At 60.6% G+C, this 15199-nt stretch carries 21 protein-coding genes; 8 read left to right on the forward strand and 13 right to left on the reverse strand.

The features are described from left to right. Positions 1–39: 39 nt before the first annotated feature. From purB to GRI69_RS15680, 6 genes are all read left to right on the forward strand, one after another. Positions 40–1350, forward strand: coding sequence for an adenylosuccinate lyase (gene purB / locus GRI69_RS00595; protein WP_160726392.1), 1311 nt, complete (start codon positions 40–42; stop codon positions 1348–1350). Between the two features lie 59 nt (positions 1351–1409). Next, the gene (locus GRI69_RS00600) at positions 1410–1772 is read left to right on the forward strand and encodes a DUF1049 domain-containing protein (RefSeq protein WP_160726393.1); all 363 of its coding nucleotides are present in this window, start codon (positions 1410–1412) and stop codon (positions 1770–1772) included. Continuing rightward, positions 1769–2443 (forward strand): orotidine-5'-phosphate decarboxylase, encoded by a 675-nt coding sequence (gene pyrF, locus GRI69_RS00605; protein WP_160726394.1) that lies wholly within the window; start codon positions 1769–1771, stop codon positions 2441–2443. The genes GRI69_RS00600 and pyrF overlap by 4 nt, the downstream gene beginning before the upstream one ends. A 9-nt stretch (positions 2444–2452) precedes the next feature. After that, positions 2453–3094: a phosphoribosylanthranilate isomerase gene (locus GRI69_RS00610; RefSeq protein ID WP_160726395.1), complete on the forward strand. Its 642-nt coding sequence runs from the start codon at positions 2453–2455 to the stop codon at positions 3092–3094. Between the two features lie 173 nt (positions 3095–3267). Beyond that, the gene (gene rpsD, locus GRI69_RS00615; protein WP_160726396.1) at positions 3268–3882 is read left to right on the forward strand and encodes a 30S ribosomal protein S4; all 615 of its coding nucleotides are present in this window, start codon (positions 3268–3270) and stop codon (positions 3880–3882) included. A gap of 134 nt (positions 3883–4016) precedes the next feature. Next, positions 4017–4187, forward strand: coding sequence for a hypothetical protein (locus GRI69_RS15680; RefSeq protein ID WP_202391772.1), 171 nt, complete (start codon positions 4017–4019; stop codon positions 4185–4187). A 5-nt stretch (positions 4188–4192) separates the two neighbouring features. On the opposite strand, the gene GRI69_RS00620 is transcribed toward GRI69_RS15680, so the two are convergent. From GRI69_RS00620 to GRI69_RS00680, 13 genes are all read right to left on the reverse strand, one after another. Next, positions 4193–4918 carry a M50 family metallopeptidase gene (locus GRI69_RS00620; RefSeq protein WP_160726397.1) on the reverse strand — a complete coding sequence of 242 codons (726 nt, stop codon included), beginning with the start codon at positions 4916–4918 and terminating at the stop codon, positions 4193–4195. Further along, entirely contained in the window at positions 4915–5595 is a 681-nt protein-coding gene (locus GRI69_RS00625; protein ID WP_160726398.1) for an SDR family NAD(P)-dependent oxidoreductase, read from the reverse strand. The genes GRI69_RS00620 and GRI69_RS00625 overlap by 4 nt, the downstream gene beginning before the upstream one ends. Then, positions 5595–6728 (reverse strand): tRNA guanosine(34) transglycosylase Tgt, encoded by a 1134-nt coding sequence (tgt, locus tag GRI69_RS00630; RefSeq protein WP_160726399.1) that lies wholly within the window; start codon positions 6726–6728, stop codon positions 5595–5597. Before tgt ends, GRI69_RS00625 begins: the two co-directional genes overlap by 1 nt. 3 nt (positions 6729–6731) lie before the next feature. Then, a complete protein-coding gene (locus GRI69_RS00635; protein WP_160726400.1) occupies positions 6732–7682 on the reverse strand; it encodes a DUF481 domain-containing protein in 951 nt (316 codons plus the stop codon). Positions 7683–7781: 99 nt separating this feature from the next. Next, complete coding sequence (locus GRI69_RS00640) at positions 7782–8339, reverse strand: outer membrane beta-barrel protein (protein ID WP_160726401.1); 558 nt, start codon at positions 8337–8339, stop codon at positions 7782–7784. 115 nt (positions 8340–8454) lie between these two features. Beyond that, positions 8455–9219 carry an ABC transporter permease gene (locus tag GRI69_RS00645; protein WP_160726402.1) on the reverse strand — a complete coding sequence of 255 codons (765 nt, stop codon included), beginning with the start codon at positions 9217–9219 and terminating at the stop codon, positions 8455–8457. Continuing rightward, a complete protein-coding gene (locus tag GRI69_RS00650) occupies positions 9216–10157 on the reverse strand; it encodes an ABC transporter ATP-binding protein (protein ID WP_160726403.1) in 942 nt (313 codons plus the stop codon). Before GRI69_RS00650 ends, GRI69_RS00645 begins: the two co-directional genes overlap by 4 nt. A gap of 9 nt (positions 10158–10166) precedes the next feature. Beyond that, entirely contained in the window at positions 10167–11195 is a 1029-nt protein-coding gene (gene queA, locus GRI69_RS00655; RefSeq protein WP_160726404.1) for a tRNA preQ1(34) S-adenosylmethionine ribosyltransferase-isomerase QueA, read from the reverse strand. Between the two features lie 37 nt (positions 11196–11232). Continuing rightward, positions 11233–11919, reverse strand: a complete 687-nt coding sequence (locus GRI69_RS00660) for a peptidylprolyl isomerase (protein WP_160726405.1) — start codon at positions 11917–11919, stop codon at positions 11233–11235. Positions 11920–12003: 84 nt separating this feature from the next. Beyond that, positions 12004–12516 (reverse strand): pantetheine-phosphate adenylyltransferase, encoded by a 513-nt coding sequence (coaD, locus tag GRI69_RS00665; protein ID WP_160726406.1) that lies wholly within the window; start codon positions 12514–12516, stop codon positions 12004–12006. Then, positions 12513–12794, reverse strand: coding sequence for a hypothetical protein (locus tag GRI69_RS00670; protein WP_160726407.1), 282 nt, complete (start codon positions 12792–12794; stop codon positions 12513–12515). Before GRI69_RS00670 ends, coaD begins: the two co-directional genes overlap by 4 nt. A gap of 77 nt (positions 12795–12871) precedes the next feature. Next, on the reverse strand, positions 12872–13762 hold the full coding sequence (locus GRI69_RS00675; protein ID WP_160726988.1) for a polyprenyl synthetase family protein: 891 nt from the start codon (positions 13760–13762) through the stop codon (positions 12872–12874). Positions 13763–13783: 21 nt separating this feature from the next. Then, positions 13784–14038, reverse strand: a complete 255-nt coding sequence (locus GRI69_RS00680) for an exodeoxyribonuclease VII small subunit (RefSeq protein ID WP_160726408.1) — start codon at positions 14036–14038, stop codon at positions 13784–13786. A gap of 64 nt (positions 14039–14102) precedes the next feature. Between GRI69_RS00680 and GRI69_RS00685 the strand changes: the two genes are divergently transcribed. Beyond that, positions 14103–14498 (forward strand): DUF2177 family protein, encoded by a 396-nt coding sequence (locus GRI69_RS00685; RefSeq protein ID WP_160726409.1) that lies wholly within the window; start codon positions 14103–14105, stop codon positions 14496–14498. Between the two features lie 14 nt (positions 14499–14512). After that, on the forward strand, positions 14513–15193 hold the full coding sequence (locus tag GRI69_RS00690; protein WP_160726410.1) for a hypothetical protein: 681 nt from the start codon (positions 14513–14515) through the stop codon (positions 15191–15193). Positions 15194–15199: the final 6 nt, after the last annotated feature.

Below are 15199 nucleotides of genomic sequence, written 5' to 3' on the forward strand. Positions count from 1 at the left end.
CGGGGCGCGGCACATTCCCGCCATTCACGGAGTCGACCCATGGTCCCCCGCTACGCCCGCCCAGAGATGTCCGCAATCTGGGAGCCGGAGTCGAAATATCGGATCTGGTTCGAAATCGAAGCGCATGCGACCGAGAAGCTCGGCGAGCTTGGCGTGGTGCCGAAGAGCGCTGCCAAAGCGCTTTGGGACTGGTGGGCCACCGATCCGAAGATCGACGTGGAAGCCATCGATGCGATCGAGGCCGTGACCAAGCATGACGTAATCGCATTCCTCACGTGGGTGGCAGAAAACGTCGGCGATGAAGCGCGCTTCATGCACCAGGGTATGACCAGTTCGGATGTCCTCGATACCACCTTGGCTGTGCAACTGGTCCGTGCGACCGACTTGCTGCTGGAAGACATGGACGCTCTGCTCGAAGCCATCGAGCGCCGAGCGAAGGAACACAAATACACCCCGACCATCGGCCGCAGCCATGGCATCCATGCAGAACCGGTAACCTTCGGCCTCAAGCTCGCACAGGCATATGCCGAGTTCGATCGCTGCAAATCGCGCCTTCTCGCTGCGCGCGAGGAAATCGCCACATGTGCCATTTCGGGTGCGGTTGGGACCTTCGCGAATATCGATCCGAGCGTGGAAGAATACGTCGCCGAGAAATTGGGCCTCAAACCCGAGCCAGTCTCGACCCAGGTTATTCCGCGGGACCGGCACGCGATGTATTTCGCGACACTCGCTGTGATCGCCGGTTCGATCGAACGGGTCGCGGTTGAAGTCCGCCACTTGCAGCGTACCGAAGTGCTCGAAGCCGAAGAGTTTTTCTCCAAGGGGCAGAAGGGTTCGAGCGCGATGCCGCACAAGCGCAACCCGATCCTGACCGAAAACCTGACCGGTCAGGCACGCATGATCCGCGCCTATGCACTGCCCGCGCTCGAAAACGTCGCGCTGTGGCATGAACGCGATATTTCGCATTCCTCGGTCGAGCGCTTCATCGGCCCGGATGCCACGATAACGCTGGATTTCGCCCTCGCCCGCCTGACCGGCGTAATCGACAAGCTGCTCGTCTACCCGGAACGCATGCAGGCCAATATGGACCGCATGGGTGGCCTGATCCATTCGCAGCGCGTCTTGCTTGCCCTCACCCAGAACGGCGTGAGCCGCGAAGATGCCTACCGCCTGGTTCAGCGCAACGCGATGAAGGTCTGGGAATCGGACGGGAGGCTGATGTTGCTCGATCTGCTCAAGCAGGACGATGAAGTGACCGCTGCGCTGACGGAAGAGCAACTCGAGGAGAGGTTCGACCTCGAATACCATTTCAGGCAGGTCGACACCATTTTCGACCGCGTGTTCGGCTAGACGCGGCGAGTTTCAGGGCTTAGCATCTCGTTCAAACGATAGAGGGGAGCTGCATTTCCATGCAAATTGTCCGAACCATACTCTGGATCCTGCTGCTGGTAGGTGTGCTCGCATTTTCATTTGGCAACTGGGATCGGCAGATCGATGTACGCATCTGGCCGGGCATTGTCTGGGATACACGCGTTCCTGCCTTGGTGATCGTGTCCTTCCTTCTCGGACTTGTCCCGATGTGGTTGTATCACCGCGGCGTGCGCTGGCGCCTCAGCCGCCGGATTTCAGGGTTGGAGACGGCGACAGCATCGATGGCGGCACCCAAAGCCGACCCCACTCCGCCGGCGCCCGTCCGCCCGGAACCGGCGCACAAGGAAACACCGGCAGAGCCCGACAATCCCGTTGAGCCGGAACCCACGACCAGGCCATGAGCAATCCGATCTTTCTCGCGCTGGACGTGCCGCGTTTGCGCGATGCCGTGGCTCTGGCAGAAAACGCCAAGGCACATATTGGCGGGGTCAAGCTGGGTCTCGAGTTCTTCAATGCCCATGGTGCGCATGGCGTTCACATGCTTGCACAGCTCGGGCTGCCGATATTTCTCGACCTCAAGCTCCACGATATTCCCAATACGGTCGCTGGCGCTATGCAGGCCATTCATGTGCTGGAACCTGCTATCGTTACAGTCCATGCCTGCGGCGGTCGCGCCATGATGGAAGATGCGAAGGCCGCTGCCGGGGAGAATACGAAAGTCGTGGCCGTCACGATGCTGACCAGCCTCGACGAGCGCGACATACAGGAAATGGGCATATCGGATTCTCCTTCCGATCATGTCCTGCGCCTGGCTGAACTGGCGCATCGGGCCGGCCTCGACGGCGCGGTATGTTCGGGCCACGAAATAAAGTCGGTCCACAACCAGTGGAAGGATGGCTTCTTCGTCGTGCCCGGCCTTCGTCCGGAGGGCGGTGCATCGGGCGATCAGAAGCGTGTGGTCACTCCTCGCCAGGCCCGGGACGACGGGGCAAGCGTGCTGGTAATCGGACGCCCGATTAGCCGTGCGGAAGACCCCGCAGAAGCAGCGCGTGCGATCGAAGCGACGCTTTAAAGCGGATCAATGCCTGCCCTTATCAAGATTTGCGGCATCTCGAGTGTGGATGCGCTGGACGCTGCAATCGAAGCCCGCGCGGATTACTTCGGAATGGTGTTCTTTCCGCCCTCGCCGCGTCATGTCGATCATCATGCAGCCAGCGCGCTTGCGATGCGCGCCGGAGTTAGGATCGGCCGAATTGGCCTATTTGTCGATGCGGACGATAATCAGATCGCCGAGGGCGTGCAGGCAGCGCGCCTCGATGCCATCCAGCTCCACGGAGAAGAAACACCTGCGCGTGTCGCCGTGATCAAGGAACGCTTCGGTCTCCCTGTCTGGAAGGCGATACCTGTCGCATCGGAAAAAGACATGGGGGCTGCCGCAGCGTACGAAGACGTTGCCGACCTCCTGCTGTTCGATGCCAAGACGCCAAGGGACGCGGCGCTGCCCGGAGGGATGGGTTTGCGTTTCGACTGGAATCTCCTGGGGCGCTGGCGCGGGCGTTCAGGCTGGGGACTGGCAGGAGGGCTTTCCCCCCTGAATGTCGCTGGAGCGATTGCCGAGACGTCTGCGCCGCTTGTCGATACCTCCAGCGGAGTGGAGAGCGCTCCGGGCGTCAAGGACCCCCAGCGCATACGGGCCTTCTGCGAGGCCGCCCGCAAAGCTTGACGCAATGCCCAATCCTGCTATGCGCGCGCCTTCGCTGATTGGCCCCGCACCCCGGTGAAGCGGTGGCCGCGTCCAAGCTCATGAGCTTGGGCGGTGCGATGCCGGGTTAGATGGCCGCCCTTGATTCCGTAGTGGAGTTGGGGGGACGGCTCTGCAAATTGAAGGAAAGACCTATGTCGAAGCGCAAGAGCGCCAAGTACAAACTCGACCGCAGGATGGGTGAAAACATCTGGGGTCGCCCGAACTCCCCGTTCAACAAGCGTCCCTATGGTCCCGGCCAGCACGGCCAGCGCCGCAAGGGCAAGGTGAGCGACTTCGGCCTGCAGCTTCGCGCCAAGCAGAAGCTCAAGGGCTACTATGGCGATGTGACCGAGAAGCAGTTCAAGCGCACCTACAAGGAAGCGTCGGCCATGAAGGGCGACACCGGTCAGAACCTGATCGGGCTGCTTGAGCAGCGCCTCGACATGGTCGTGTATCGTGCCAAGTTCGCACCGACCATCTTCGCCGCCCGCCAGATCGTGAGCCACGGCCACATCTTCCTCAACGGCGTGAAGACCAACATCGCATCGGCCCGCGTCAAGGTCGGCGACGTCGTCAGCCTCGGCAGCAAGGCCAAGGACATGGCTCTTGTCATCGAAGCGCAGAGCCTGCCCGAGCGTGAAATTCCCGATTATGTCGCGCCCGACGGCACCGACAAGATCACCTTCACCCGCGTGCCGAAGCTCGACGAAGTGCCTTACCCGGTCACCATGGAGCCGAACCTCGTTGTCGAGTTCTATTCGCGCTGAGATTTGCAGCAGAGCAAGCGGCAAAGGGCGGTCCTGCGGGGCCGCCCTTTTCGTTTCCGCGCTTGCCAACGGTTCGTCGCATTTTCAGTCACTTGCCGGAAACCTGCCGCGACGAAAGACGTTCAGATGAGACTATGACACAATATCGTTTCGTGACCCGCAATCGAGCGGGGAAATGGTACACCTCACTCGCCGAAGCACAGCATCAGGCCAACCGTATCGGAGCCGGTTTCACCGACGCTCTCGGACGGTTCATTGCCTATCGCGGAACCGTTCTGGAAATGCGGGAGATGCCTGCGACCTGAGCGCCTCAACGCTGATGGGCTATCTTCAGCGCATAGAACACCATGGCCATGATAACGGCCGTGATGAGCGCGCCCCACACCCAATAGGGCAGGAAGAGAGCTTGGGCGATATGCTCCGTATCGGACATCTGGAGACGCCCCTCCATGTATCCGCCCCTGCTGAAGAGATAGCCGAAATCGCGGTAGATCGAGATGCAGCCCTGAACGCCCAGGAACTGCACGGCGAAACGGCGATGAGCTTCTTTCCCATAGAAGGCCAGCAGGAGGCTGGCTCCGCCAAGCAGCGGAAGGACCATCCAGCCGGTCGTCGAGCGAACCCATATGACGGTAGAACCAAGTAGCGCCGCGCCCAGCAGAACCAGCGCAGCCTTAGTCGCCCGTTTCGTGCGCGAGGCAAGGATGAGGAGACACCCGGCCACGGTAGGCCCAAGGAGACCCGCCGCGGCAATCATGGCCTGAGATATACGCGAGGGATCGCCTTCAGCCAAATGGAGCGCGTAGCCCGATCCATTTGGAAAAATGACAAGCCGCTCGAATTCGTGGCCGAAAGCCATCGCGGCGAGACCGTGGCCCATTTCATGAAACCACGTCGCCAAGATACTGAACGGATAGAGCAGATACCCGCCGTAAGGCGAGTGCCAGAGCAGGATCGAGACGAACCCCAGCACGATAAGCAGGGTAATCTCCTGCCTTCCCGCTTGACTGGAATAGGACGGCGGACGTGCGGTCATGGTGCGATCTCCTGTCCAGCCCAATCGAAACAACGTCCACTCTGCTCGGGCCTCAAGGATGATAAGACACCAAGCAACTTTTCGGCGGAATATGCCGGCGTGAAGAGCTTGCCGTCCGGCACATTGCGACGAAATGGCTGACTGAGATTGGTCTCGACGGTACCTGGATGAAGAGCGACGCAGAACGCATCAGGTTTCTTGCGCGCCAGTTCTACCGAAAGCGTCCGGATGATCATGTTCAGCGCCGCCTTGCTGGCGCGATAGGAATACCAGCCACCCAGCCGGTTGTCCGATATGCTGCCGACCCGTGCCGAAAGGACTGCAAATCCTCCACGTTCGCCCTCAGGAAGAAGCGGAAGGAAGTGCTTGGCGACAAGAGCAGGGCCGGTCGCGTTTATCGCAAAATTATGCGCGAGTTCGTCGGCGGAAAGATGCCGCCAGTCCTTCTCCGGTCCTTCGCCCCCGTTATGAAGATAGCCGGTCGCGACAACGATAAGATCGAGTGGACCATCCTCGCCCAGAACCGATGCTGCCGTTTGAATGCTCTCCTCGTCTGTCAGGTCGAGAACCCCGCGCGACAAACGATGGACCTGCGTGCCTTGGTCTTGGAGCTGGCCTGCCAGCGCAGAACCTATGCCGCCGGAAGCCCCGACAACCACAGCACGCTTCCAGACCATCAGGTGTCCGCGCCCAGATAGTCGCAGCGAAAGTCGTCCGCAAAAGTGGCAAACCTGCCATCGCCGATTGCGTCCCTCACGGCCTGCATCAGCTGCTGGTAGAAGGCGATATTGTGCTCGGTCATCAGCATTGCGCCGAGGATTTCCTGGGATTTGACGAGATGGTGAAGATAGGCCCGGCTGTAGATGCCGCAGGTATCGCATGAACAGCGAGAATCGAGCGGCTCCTGGTCTTCCGCAAACCTCGCATTGCGCAGGTTCAGCGGGCCGTTCCAAGTAAACGCTTGGCCGTTGCGGCCGGATCGGCTGGGCAGCACGCAATCGAACATGTCGACCCCGCGCTCCACCGCGCCGACGAGATCGTCGGGCTTGCCGACGCCCATCAGGTAGCGAGGTCGATCTTCCGGCAACTGGCCGGGCGCAAAATCTAGCGTGGCGAACATCGCTTCCTGTCCCTCGCCCACTGCGAGACCCCCGATAGCATACCCATCGAAGCCGACTTCCGTCAGCTTTTCGGCGCTGATCTTGCGAAGATCCTCGTCGAGTGCGCCTTGCTGGATACCGAACAGCGCCGCGCGCTCCGCATGGTCGCCGCCTGCATCGAATCCGTCGCGGCTACGCTTCGCCCAGCGCATCGACATTTCCATGCTCGTGGCGATTTCATCCCGAGGACGATCGGCACGCGGACACTCGTCGAAGGCCATCACGATATCGCTGCCGAGGAGCCGCTGGATTTCCATGCTGCGTTCGGGCGTCAGCATATGCTTCGACCCGTCGATATGGCTGCGGAATTCGACGCCCTTCTCGGTCAATTTCCTGAGATCGGACAGGCTCATCACCTGGTAACCGCCGCTATCAGTCAGGATCGGGCGGTGCCAATTCATGAACTTGTGCAGCCCGCCGAGCTTCGCGACCCGTTCCGCCCCCGGTCTCAGCATCAGGTGATAGGTATTGCCGAGGATGATGTCTGCGCCCGTTTTCCGCACGGTTTCAGGCTTCATTGCCTTGACCGTAGCGGCGGTCCCGACCGGCATGAAGGCAGGTGTGCGGATGTCGCCGCGCTGCATGCGGATCGTGCCGCTACGCGCTTTTCCATCCCGCGCATGGATGGTGAAATCAAACCGCTCGCTCATCGTCTAGAAGCCGTAGACTACTGAGAAGCGGGTAATCGTGTCGGTAGACTCGGTGTCGACCGGCGGGTTGCTGTTGTAATCCACCGCATAGGACATCCGCGACCGCAGCTTTTCCGAGATTTTGAAATCCAGCCCGCTGACGAGATTGATACTGGTGTTGTTGCCATCGATGAGCACCTGCACTTCGCCCCCGCCCTCAGCCAGAGCGTTCGCGTCCTGCGTGAAGGTAAGACCCTCGACAATCTGCCAATCGAAATCGGCACCGAACAAACCTGCTATTCGGCTCGCGTTGGTTCCATCGGTATATTCGGTAATCCGCCAAGCCGGTCCGGCCTTGACCGACAGACTGACGCCCTCGTCATCGACTACTTTGTAACCCAATCCACCGGAAGCGGCGTAACGCGCATCGAAGCCTTGAAGTCGATCCCGTTCGAATTGCGCCAGACCATAAATGAACAAATCGTCGTTGAACTGCCAGCGCGGTTCGTAGGCCGCCACAAACTGCTCGCGGCTCGTCGCCCCGTTTTGCCGCTGATAGTCGGCCCGGGCGCGCAGCAGATGGGTCCACTCCAGGCCTTCGCGCTTGAGCTGCAACGCCGTGGTTACCCCGATACTTTCAGTGTTCCCGGTCGAATGAAAGCCGCCGAATTCACCTTCCCCGCTCCATCGGGCGAAGATACCGGCTTCGCTAATTGCCTTCTTCCGGGCAGCTTCGGCTGCAGCGTGCTTTGCTGCCTGACTTGCCTTCCACTCCGCTTCGATCGCATCGATTGTCGCTGCGTCATCGGGATGGGTTGTCCTTGCCAGATCAAGAACTGTCGAGACTTTCGCGGCATCATCGGTAGCGATCGCCGCGTCGATCATGGCCTGCACACCTTGCGGCAGTTCCGCAGAGGCCGGAACAGCGCCAAGGACCAGGCAGCCAGAAGCGATGAGTGCGCAAATCGTTTTCATGTCGTGTCGCCTAGCGTGCGAGAAACGCTATCGCCACCCCGTAAAAAAGAAGGGCGGCTCTCTTTCGAGAACCGCCCTCCGTGATTGCAGATCGATCGATCAGAACTTGAAGCCGACACCTGCGGTAGCGCGCAGCGTATCGAAGCCGATCGTGTCGAGGTTCACGCGAACCAGCGAACCACCAAGCGGGAAATCGGCACCCAGGCCGACCAGATAGTCGCCGTCGCTATCGTCGAGATCGTCGAATTCGTCACCGAGATCGACGTTCACGATTTCTTCGAGGTCGAGATCGACATGCTGGTAACCGCCGCGGGCGTAGAACTTGGCACCGCCGGGAGCGCGGACGCCGAGGCGTAGCGAAGCGCCGATTTCGCTGTCGATGGCGTCGAAGCCGTAGGTGTAGTTACCTTCGATGCCGGCGAATGTGGTGGCACCGATGGGCAGATCGTAACCGGCGAAGACGCCAACAATCGGGCTGGCCGTATCGATGTCGAGTTCGGCGCTGTCGAAATCGTCTCCGTCGACGCCGAGATCGTGATATCCGCCGGAGATTCCGACGAAGCCTTCACCAGGAACGACGTCCTGAGCCTGCACGGCAGTCGGAAGAGTGAATGCGCCAGCCGTTACGGCGGCAAACAGGAATGCTTTAGCTTTCATTATTACCCTCGTTGTCCGTTCGCCAAACTGACGAACCGAGGGGCCTGTGCGCCTCAATTGCTTGCGGAACAATGAACAAAAAATACCCTGCTGCGCAATATTAACTAACACCCGTTCAGGCACGGAGTCTCCAACCCGTTTTGAATATGTATGCAATCACGGCAGTGCAGGTAGCCAGGAAACCGAGGGTGATGCCGAAGCTCACCCAGATGTTCACATCGCTGCTGCCATAGAACGTCCAGCGCAGCCCGCTGACGAGATAAACGATGGGATTGGCCAGAGCGATGGTGTCCCACGGTTTTGGCAGCATATCGATCGAATAGAAGGTCCCGCCGAGGAATGTGAGCGGAGTCAGGAAAAGCATAGGGATGATACCCAGCTTTTCGAAATTGTCCGCCCAGATGCCAAGGATGAAACCGAACAGGCTGAAAGCCGCCGCAACCAGCATGATGTAGATCACCGCCAGCAGCGGATACGCGATGCTGTAGTCGACAAACAAGCGCGCCGTGACGAGGATGATCGCCGCAAGTATCAGGCTCTTGGTCATGGCCGCGCCGACGAAGCCGACAAGCGTTTCGGACACGCCAACGGGCGCGCTGAGCAATTCGTAGATGGTCCCGGTAAACCGCGGCATGTAGATGCCGAAACTGGAGTTGCTGGTCGTCTCGCCCAGCAACGTGAGCATAAGCAGGCCGGGAATGATGAAAGCACCGTAATCGACGCCGCCGAGATCGGGCATCCGCCCGCCGATCGCTGCGCCGAAGACGATGAAGTAAAGCGCGGTCGTCAGCACCGGTGCAAGGACCGACTGGAAAGCCGTGCGCAGGAAGCGCATCAGTTCGCGGGTGTAAATCGACCAGGTGGAACGCCAGGAAATCATGCCGCTTCCTCCTCGCCGAGCAGTGATACGAAGATATCTTCCAGGCTGCTTTCACGAAGGTCGATACCGTCATAGTCAATCCCGGCTGCAATCAGAGCCTTGGTAATCTCGGCCACCTCGGCCTTGCCGCGCCCGGTGCCGTCACCGCCGCGGTAGCACAGAGAGGTCCCGCCTTTCTCTATTTCTACCGGATATTGCGCGATAGAAGGCGGCAGTTCAGTGATCGGGCTGGAGAGCGAGATATGCGCCTCGGTGCGCCCGAGGCGGGCCATCATCGCCTCCTTCTCGTCGACCATGAGCAGCTTGCCGCGATTAATGATCCCTACCCGGTCGGCCATCAACTCGGCTTCCTCGATGTAATGGGTGGTCAGGATGATCGTCACCCCGCGATCGCGCATCTCATCTACGATCGCCCACATACCTTTGCGCAATTCGACGTCCACACCCGCGGTAGGTTCGTCGAGAAACAGCAGGTCAGGCTCGTGCGCCAATGCCTTGGCGATCAAGACCCGGCGCTTCATTCCGCCCGAAAGCGCCATGATCCGCTCGTCGCGCTTGTCCCACAAGCTGAGGCTGCGGAGTATTTCTTCGATCCGTTTGGGGTCGGGAGCCAGCCCGAAGAGCCCACGAGAATAGGCAACCGCGCGTTCGACCGGTTCGAACATATCAGTCGCGAGTTCCTGAGGTACCAGGCCGATCCGTGCCCTCGCTTGCCGCCAGCCTGTCGCAAGATCGTGGCCAAAGGCGCGCATCGTTCCGCTGGTGGGCCGGACCAGCCCGCAGATGGCACCAATCAGCGTTGTCTTGCCCGCTCCGTTGGGTCCGAGAAGTGCGAAGATTTCGCCCTGCCGGATTATCAGGTCGACATTGTCGAGGGCCTTGAGCCCGCCGGGATAAACCTTGCTGAGGCCATCGAGCTCGAGGATCGGTTCGTTCATGAAACCGATCTAGGGAAGGAGCAACGAGGAGTCACCATAGGAATAGAAGCGGTACTCACCAGCGATGGCGTGAGCGTAGGCTTCCTGCATCCGTTCCCTGCCCATCAGCGCGCTGACCAGCATGAAGAGCGTCGATTTCGGCAGGTGAAAATTGGTCATCAGACCGTCGATGGCACGAAAGGTGTAGCCCGGGGTGATGAAAATGTCGGTATCACCCGCGAACGGCCTGATTATCCCGTCTTCGCCGGTGGCGCTTTCAAGCAGGCGAAGACTCGTTGTACCGACTGCAATCACGCGATTGCCCCGTTCCCGCACGGCATTCAACCGATCGGCCGCATCCTGCTCGATCCGGCCCCATTCGGAATGCATCTGGTGGTCATCGGTATCGTCGGCTTTTACCGGGAGGAACGTCCCCGCACCGACGTGAAGCGTCAGGGTCTCCGTCCCGATACCACGCTCGGCAATGGCGGCTATAAGACGATCGGTGAAATGCAGCGCTGCCGTCGGCGCCGCCACCGCTCCGTCTTCGCGCGCGAACATGGTCTGGTAATCCTCGCGGTCCTGCGCATCGGTGGGTCGCTTGCCCGCGATATAGGGAGGCAGCGGCATCGTGCCGGCGCGTTCCAGGAGAACTTCGACAGGCTCCTCGCCCTCGAAGAACAGCACGAAGCTGCCGTCGGCCAGCCGTTCTTCGGCGATTGCCGTCACACCGCCGCCAAATTCGGCAACATCGCCCACACGAAGCCGCTTGGCGTTGCGGACGAAGGCCTGCCATCGCCGCAGGTCGATCCGCTTGTGCAGCGTGGCCCCGATCTTGGCCTCCCCCCGGCGCCCTTCGAGTTGTGCGGGAATGACCCGGGTGTCATTGAAAACAAGCACGTCACCCGGTTCGATCAGGTCGGGCAGATCACTCACATGGCGATCAGAGAAGGGTCCGTTTCCCTGCACGACCAGCATCCGCGCGGCATCGCGAGGCCGCGCCGGACGCAGGGCTATGCGTTCGTGGGGTAGTTCGAAATCGAAAAGGTCGACGCGCATGGCAGCGCCCCTAGACGCTGCCCCGCCCGGAGGAAACTCAGTTTTCGCTCGACGCGTTCAAATCGTCGAGAGTGACTTCTTCTTCCATGACCGCAGGCGCAGCGGCCGGCATCGGTGCCGGAACGGGCTTGCTATCCGACGCGAGCGAAGCCTGCAGGATGCGGGTGGGATTGGCGGGCGGTTCGCCGCGGTTGATCGCGTCGACTGCATCCATGTTGGAGATTACCCGGCCGAAATTGGTGTACTTCCGGTCGAGGCTGAAGCGCGGATAGAACACCATGAAAAACTGGCTGTTCGCGCTGTCCTCGCTGGCCGCACGGGCCATCGCGACCGTGCCGCGGACATGCGGCATCGGATTGAATTCTTCTTCGAGGTCGGGAAGCTCGCTGCCGCCCTGCCCGGTGCCGGTCGGATCGCCGGTCTGTGCCATGAAGCCGTCGATCACCCGGTGGAAAATTACGCCATCATAGAAGCCCTGACGCGAGAGCGTCTTGATCCGCTCGACATGATTGGGTGCCCAGCTCGGCATCAGACGGATGCCGACACGCTCGCCATTCGACAGGTCGAGGAGAAGGATATTCTCCGGATCTTCCTGCAGGTTGTAATTGATTGGCTGGTAGACCGGCTGCGCCGCGGTCTGGGCCTCGGCATCCTGCGCAGTCGCAGCGGTCGGGGCAAGCGCGGTAAGTGCGGCGGCGGCAAGGGCAAGCGAAGACTTGAGCATCGAAAATTCCGTTGAATTATGCTGTATGTGCCACGCCCTAGCGGGGCGGCGCTGTCGGTTCAATGAATGGATTACGGGATCGCGTCAGTAGTCGCCCAAGCGGCCTTTCTCATCCACCCTCGCAACGACTTCCTCGCATACTTCCTTGCTGACGAAGGGCGCAATGTTGCCCCCGAAGAGCGCGATTTCCTTGACGAGCCGCGACGCAATCGGCTGGAGCGAGACATCCGCCATGAGGAAGACGGTCTCGATATCGTCGTCGAGCTGCTGGTTCATGCCCGCCATCTGATATTCGTATTCGAAATCGGCGACGGCGCGCAGCCCCCGGATCAAGACGTTCGCGCCCATTTTGTGCGCGAATTTCACAAGCAGGGCGTTGAACCCCACCACTTCGACATTGTCGAGGCCCATGCCGGCGATTTCCCGCTCCACCATGGCAAAGCGTTCTTCGTTGGAGAACATCGGGTTCTTCGACGGGTTGGTGGTCACGCCGATGATCAGCTTGTCGACCAGCTTGCTACCCCGGCGGATAATGTCGGCATGGCCAAGCGTTATCGGATCGAAGGTCCCCGGATAAATGCCGATACGCTGAGTCACGGGTAGATTTCCTCCCAAAAGACGTTCGCTTCAGAGCCGGCGCTTTGACGCGCTATGATGAGCGTTTCAGTCCAACCTTTTTCCCGGCGTGCTACATAGACACCAGGAAGCGTTTCGGAAAAATCGAAAGCTAGTGCGGCCTTTTCGAGAGCCGACAAGCAGCCATTGTCCGCACGGTATTCGCGTATGACTTTCTGCATATTTTCCTCGCGCGAACCGGCTATTCGTAACGCCTCGATGCCAGCGCACTCGGACACGTCGAAACGGTCGACGAGCATCTCGTCGATGACAGTTAATGGCCCCTCACAGGCTGAAACAAGGCCGAAAGCGCTTGCTGCGAGAACTGGCCCGAACCTCACCGGTCACGCTCCACCACGAAGCGTGCCAGTTCTACGAGTACGCGCGCATCCTCGCCATAGCTCGACAAATGCTCACCCGCCTGCCCGACCAGCATTTCGGCCTGCGCCCGTGCCTTGTCGCGGCCCATCAGCGTGACGAAAGTCTGCTTGCCCTGCCCTTCGTCCTTGCGCAGGGCCTTGCCGGCTTTCTGCTCGTCGCCTTCCACATCGAGGAGGTCGTCGGCAATCTGGAAGGCAAGTCCGATGTCGCGGGCATAGGCACGTAGGTGCGTCCTGCCTTCGGGCGGAACCCGTCCGAGAATCGCGCCCATCTCCACGCTCGCCGCGAGCAGGGCCCCGGTCTTGAGTTGCTGGAGGCGAGTAACCTGCCCAAGGTCATATTCCTGTTCGTCCGAAACGATGTCCATCATCTGGCCGCCTGCCATGCCATCATGGCCACTTGCCCTTGCAAGCGTCGCGATCAGTTCGGAGCGGACGAATGGATCGCTGCTGGTGCCCTGCATCGAAAGGATATCGAAGGCGAGCGCATGGAGGCAATCGCCAGCCAGCACCGCCGTCGCTTCGTCATACACCTTGTGCAACGTAGGCTTGCCGTGGCGCAGATCGTCATCGTCCATGCATGGCAGATCATCGTGAATCAGCGAATAGCAGTGGATCGCCTCGACAGCGCACCCGGCAGCGATCGCAGCATCGCGGTCCACCCCGAACAGCTTGGCGGTCGCGCATACGAGTAGTGGACGCACGCGCTTTCCGCCGCCGATAACCGCATAGCGCATCGCTTCCACCAGCCTTGCGCGCGTATCCTGCGGCACCGGAAGGAAGGCGTCGAAAGCAGAGTCGACATCCTCCTGTACCTGTTCGAATGCCTCGGACAGCAGGTCGGGCATCGCTGTCATGACATTCACGCCTCAGCCTTCCGCATCGAAGGGCGCCGTGCCTGTAGGCTTGCCTTCACTGTCGGATACGATCTTGTCGATCTTGGCCTGCGCGGCATCCAGGCGCGCCTGGCAGGCCTTGCGCAACTCTTCGCCGCGTTCGTAAAGTTCGATACTCTCGTCGAGCGGGACATCGCCGCTTTCCAGCCTGCGCACGGTGACTTCCAGCGCACGCAGAGCCTCTTCAAAGCTCATTTCGCCGATCGGTTTATCTTGACCCTCTGCCATGGTCGCGGAGCATTGACGGCGCGGGGGCGCGCGGTCAAGAAGGTGCATCGGACGGGGAGCGGATATGACGTGGATTGTCGCCTTCATTGCCGCAGCTGTAGCCTTCGGCGCGCTGGACGCGCTTTGGCTCGGATGGGCAGGGCCAAATTTCTACCGGCCAAGGCTTGGCGATCTACTGGCCGACAGCTTTCGCATGGCGCCCGCGCTTGTTTTCTACGCGGCTTACGTCGCAGCCATTGTCTGGTTCGCAGTTCGCCCCGGCCTGACTGCAGGGATTGGTGCGGCAGTGCTCAACGGAGCGCTGCTGGGTGCCATCTGCTACGCGACCTATGACCTGACGAACCAGGCGACCCTGCGTCACTGGTCGACCGCGGTGACGGTGGCCGACATCGCCTGGGGCGCTTTCGCGACAGCTGCCGCGGCGGGCATCGCAACATTTGCCGCAAGCAGGATCGGCTGAGGTAGCCGAAACGCATGTTCATCGGTCATTTCGCCCCGGCCCTTGCCGCCCGTGCAATCACCAGCGAGGCGCCAAAGCTCGGCACGCTGTTCATCGCCGCGCAGCTGGTGGACTGGGCCTTTTTCATCCTTTTCCTTGGCGGTGTCGAACAGATGAGGCTGGTGCCGGGGATCACGGCAATGAATCCTTTCGACTTCTACCACTACCCGATTACGCACAGCCTCGTGGGCACGCTGGTTTTCGCAGCGGTATTCGGGCTGCTCGTGGCCATGAGGATGCGCAACTCAATCGCTGCGACATGGGCCGCCATTGTGGTCGCATCGCACTGGATGCTGGACTGGATCAGCCACAGGCCGGACCTGACCCTGGCAGGAGGCGAGGAGACCTTCGGCCTCGGCCTCTGGAACCATCCGCTCGCTGCCATCGGAGCCGAACTGGCGATCGTGGGCCTCGCATTCTGGGCGTACATGGCGCGCACCAAAGGACCGATCGTGCCTCCCATAGTGCTGTTGGGCACCATGCTGGTATTCCAGGCGATCAACTGGTTTGGTCCGGAACCGACCGATCTCGGCGCGCCATTCATCCTGCTGGCTCTGTTTGCCTTTGCCGTGCTGACCGCAATCGCCTTCTGGGTCGGATCGACCCGGTGGCACCGGAACGAGCTCGGCTTGGGAGTAGCGAGCCCGCCGATCTGAGCCGCA

Origin of the sequence: Qipengyuania vulgaris (assembly GCF_009827325.1) — a bacterium.
In the GTDB taxonomy this organism is placed as follows: Bacteria; Pseudomonadota; Alphaproteobacteria; order Sphingomonadales; family Sphingomonadaceae; genus Qipengyuania; species Qipengyuania vulgaris.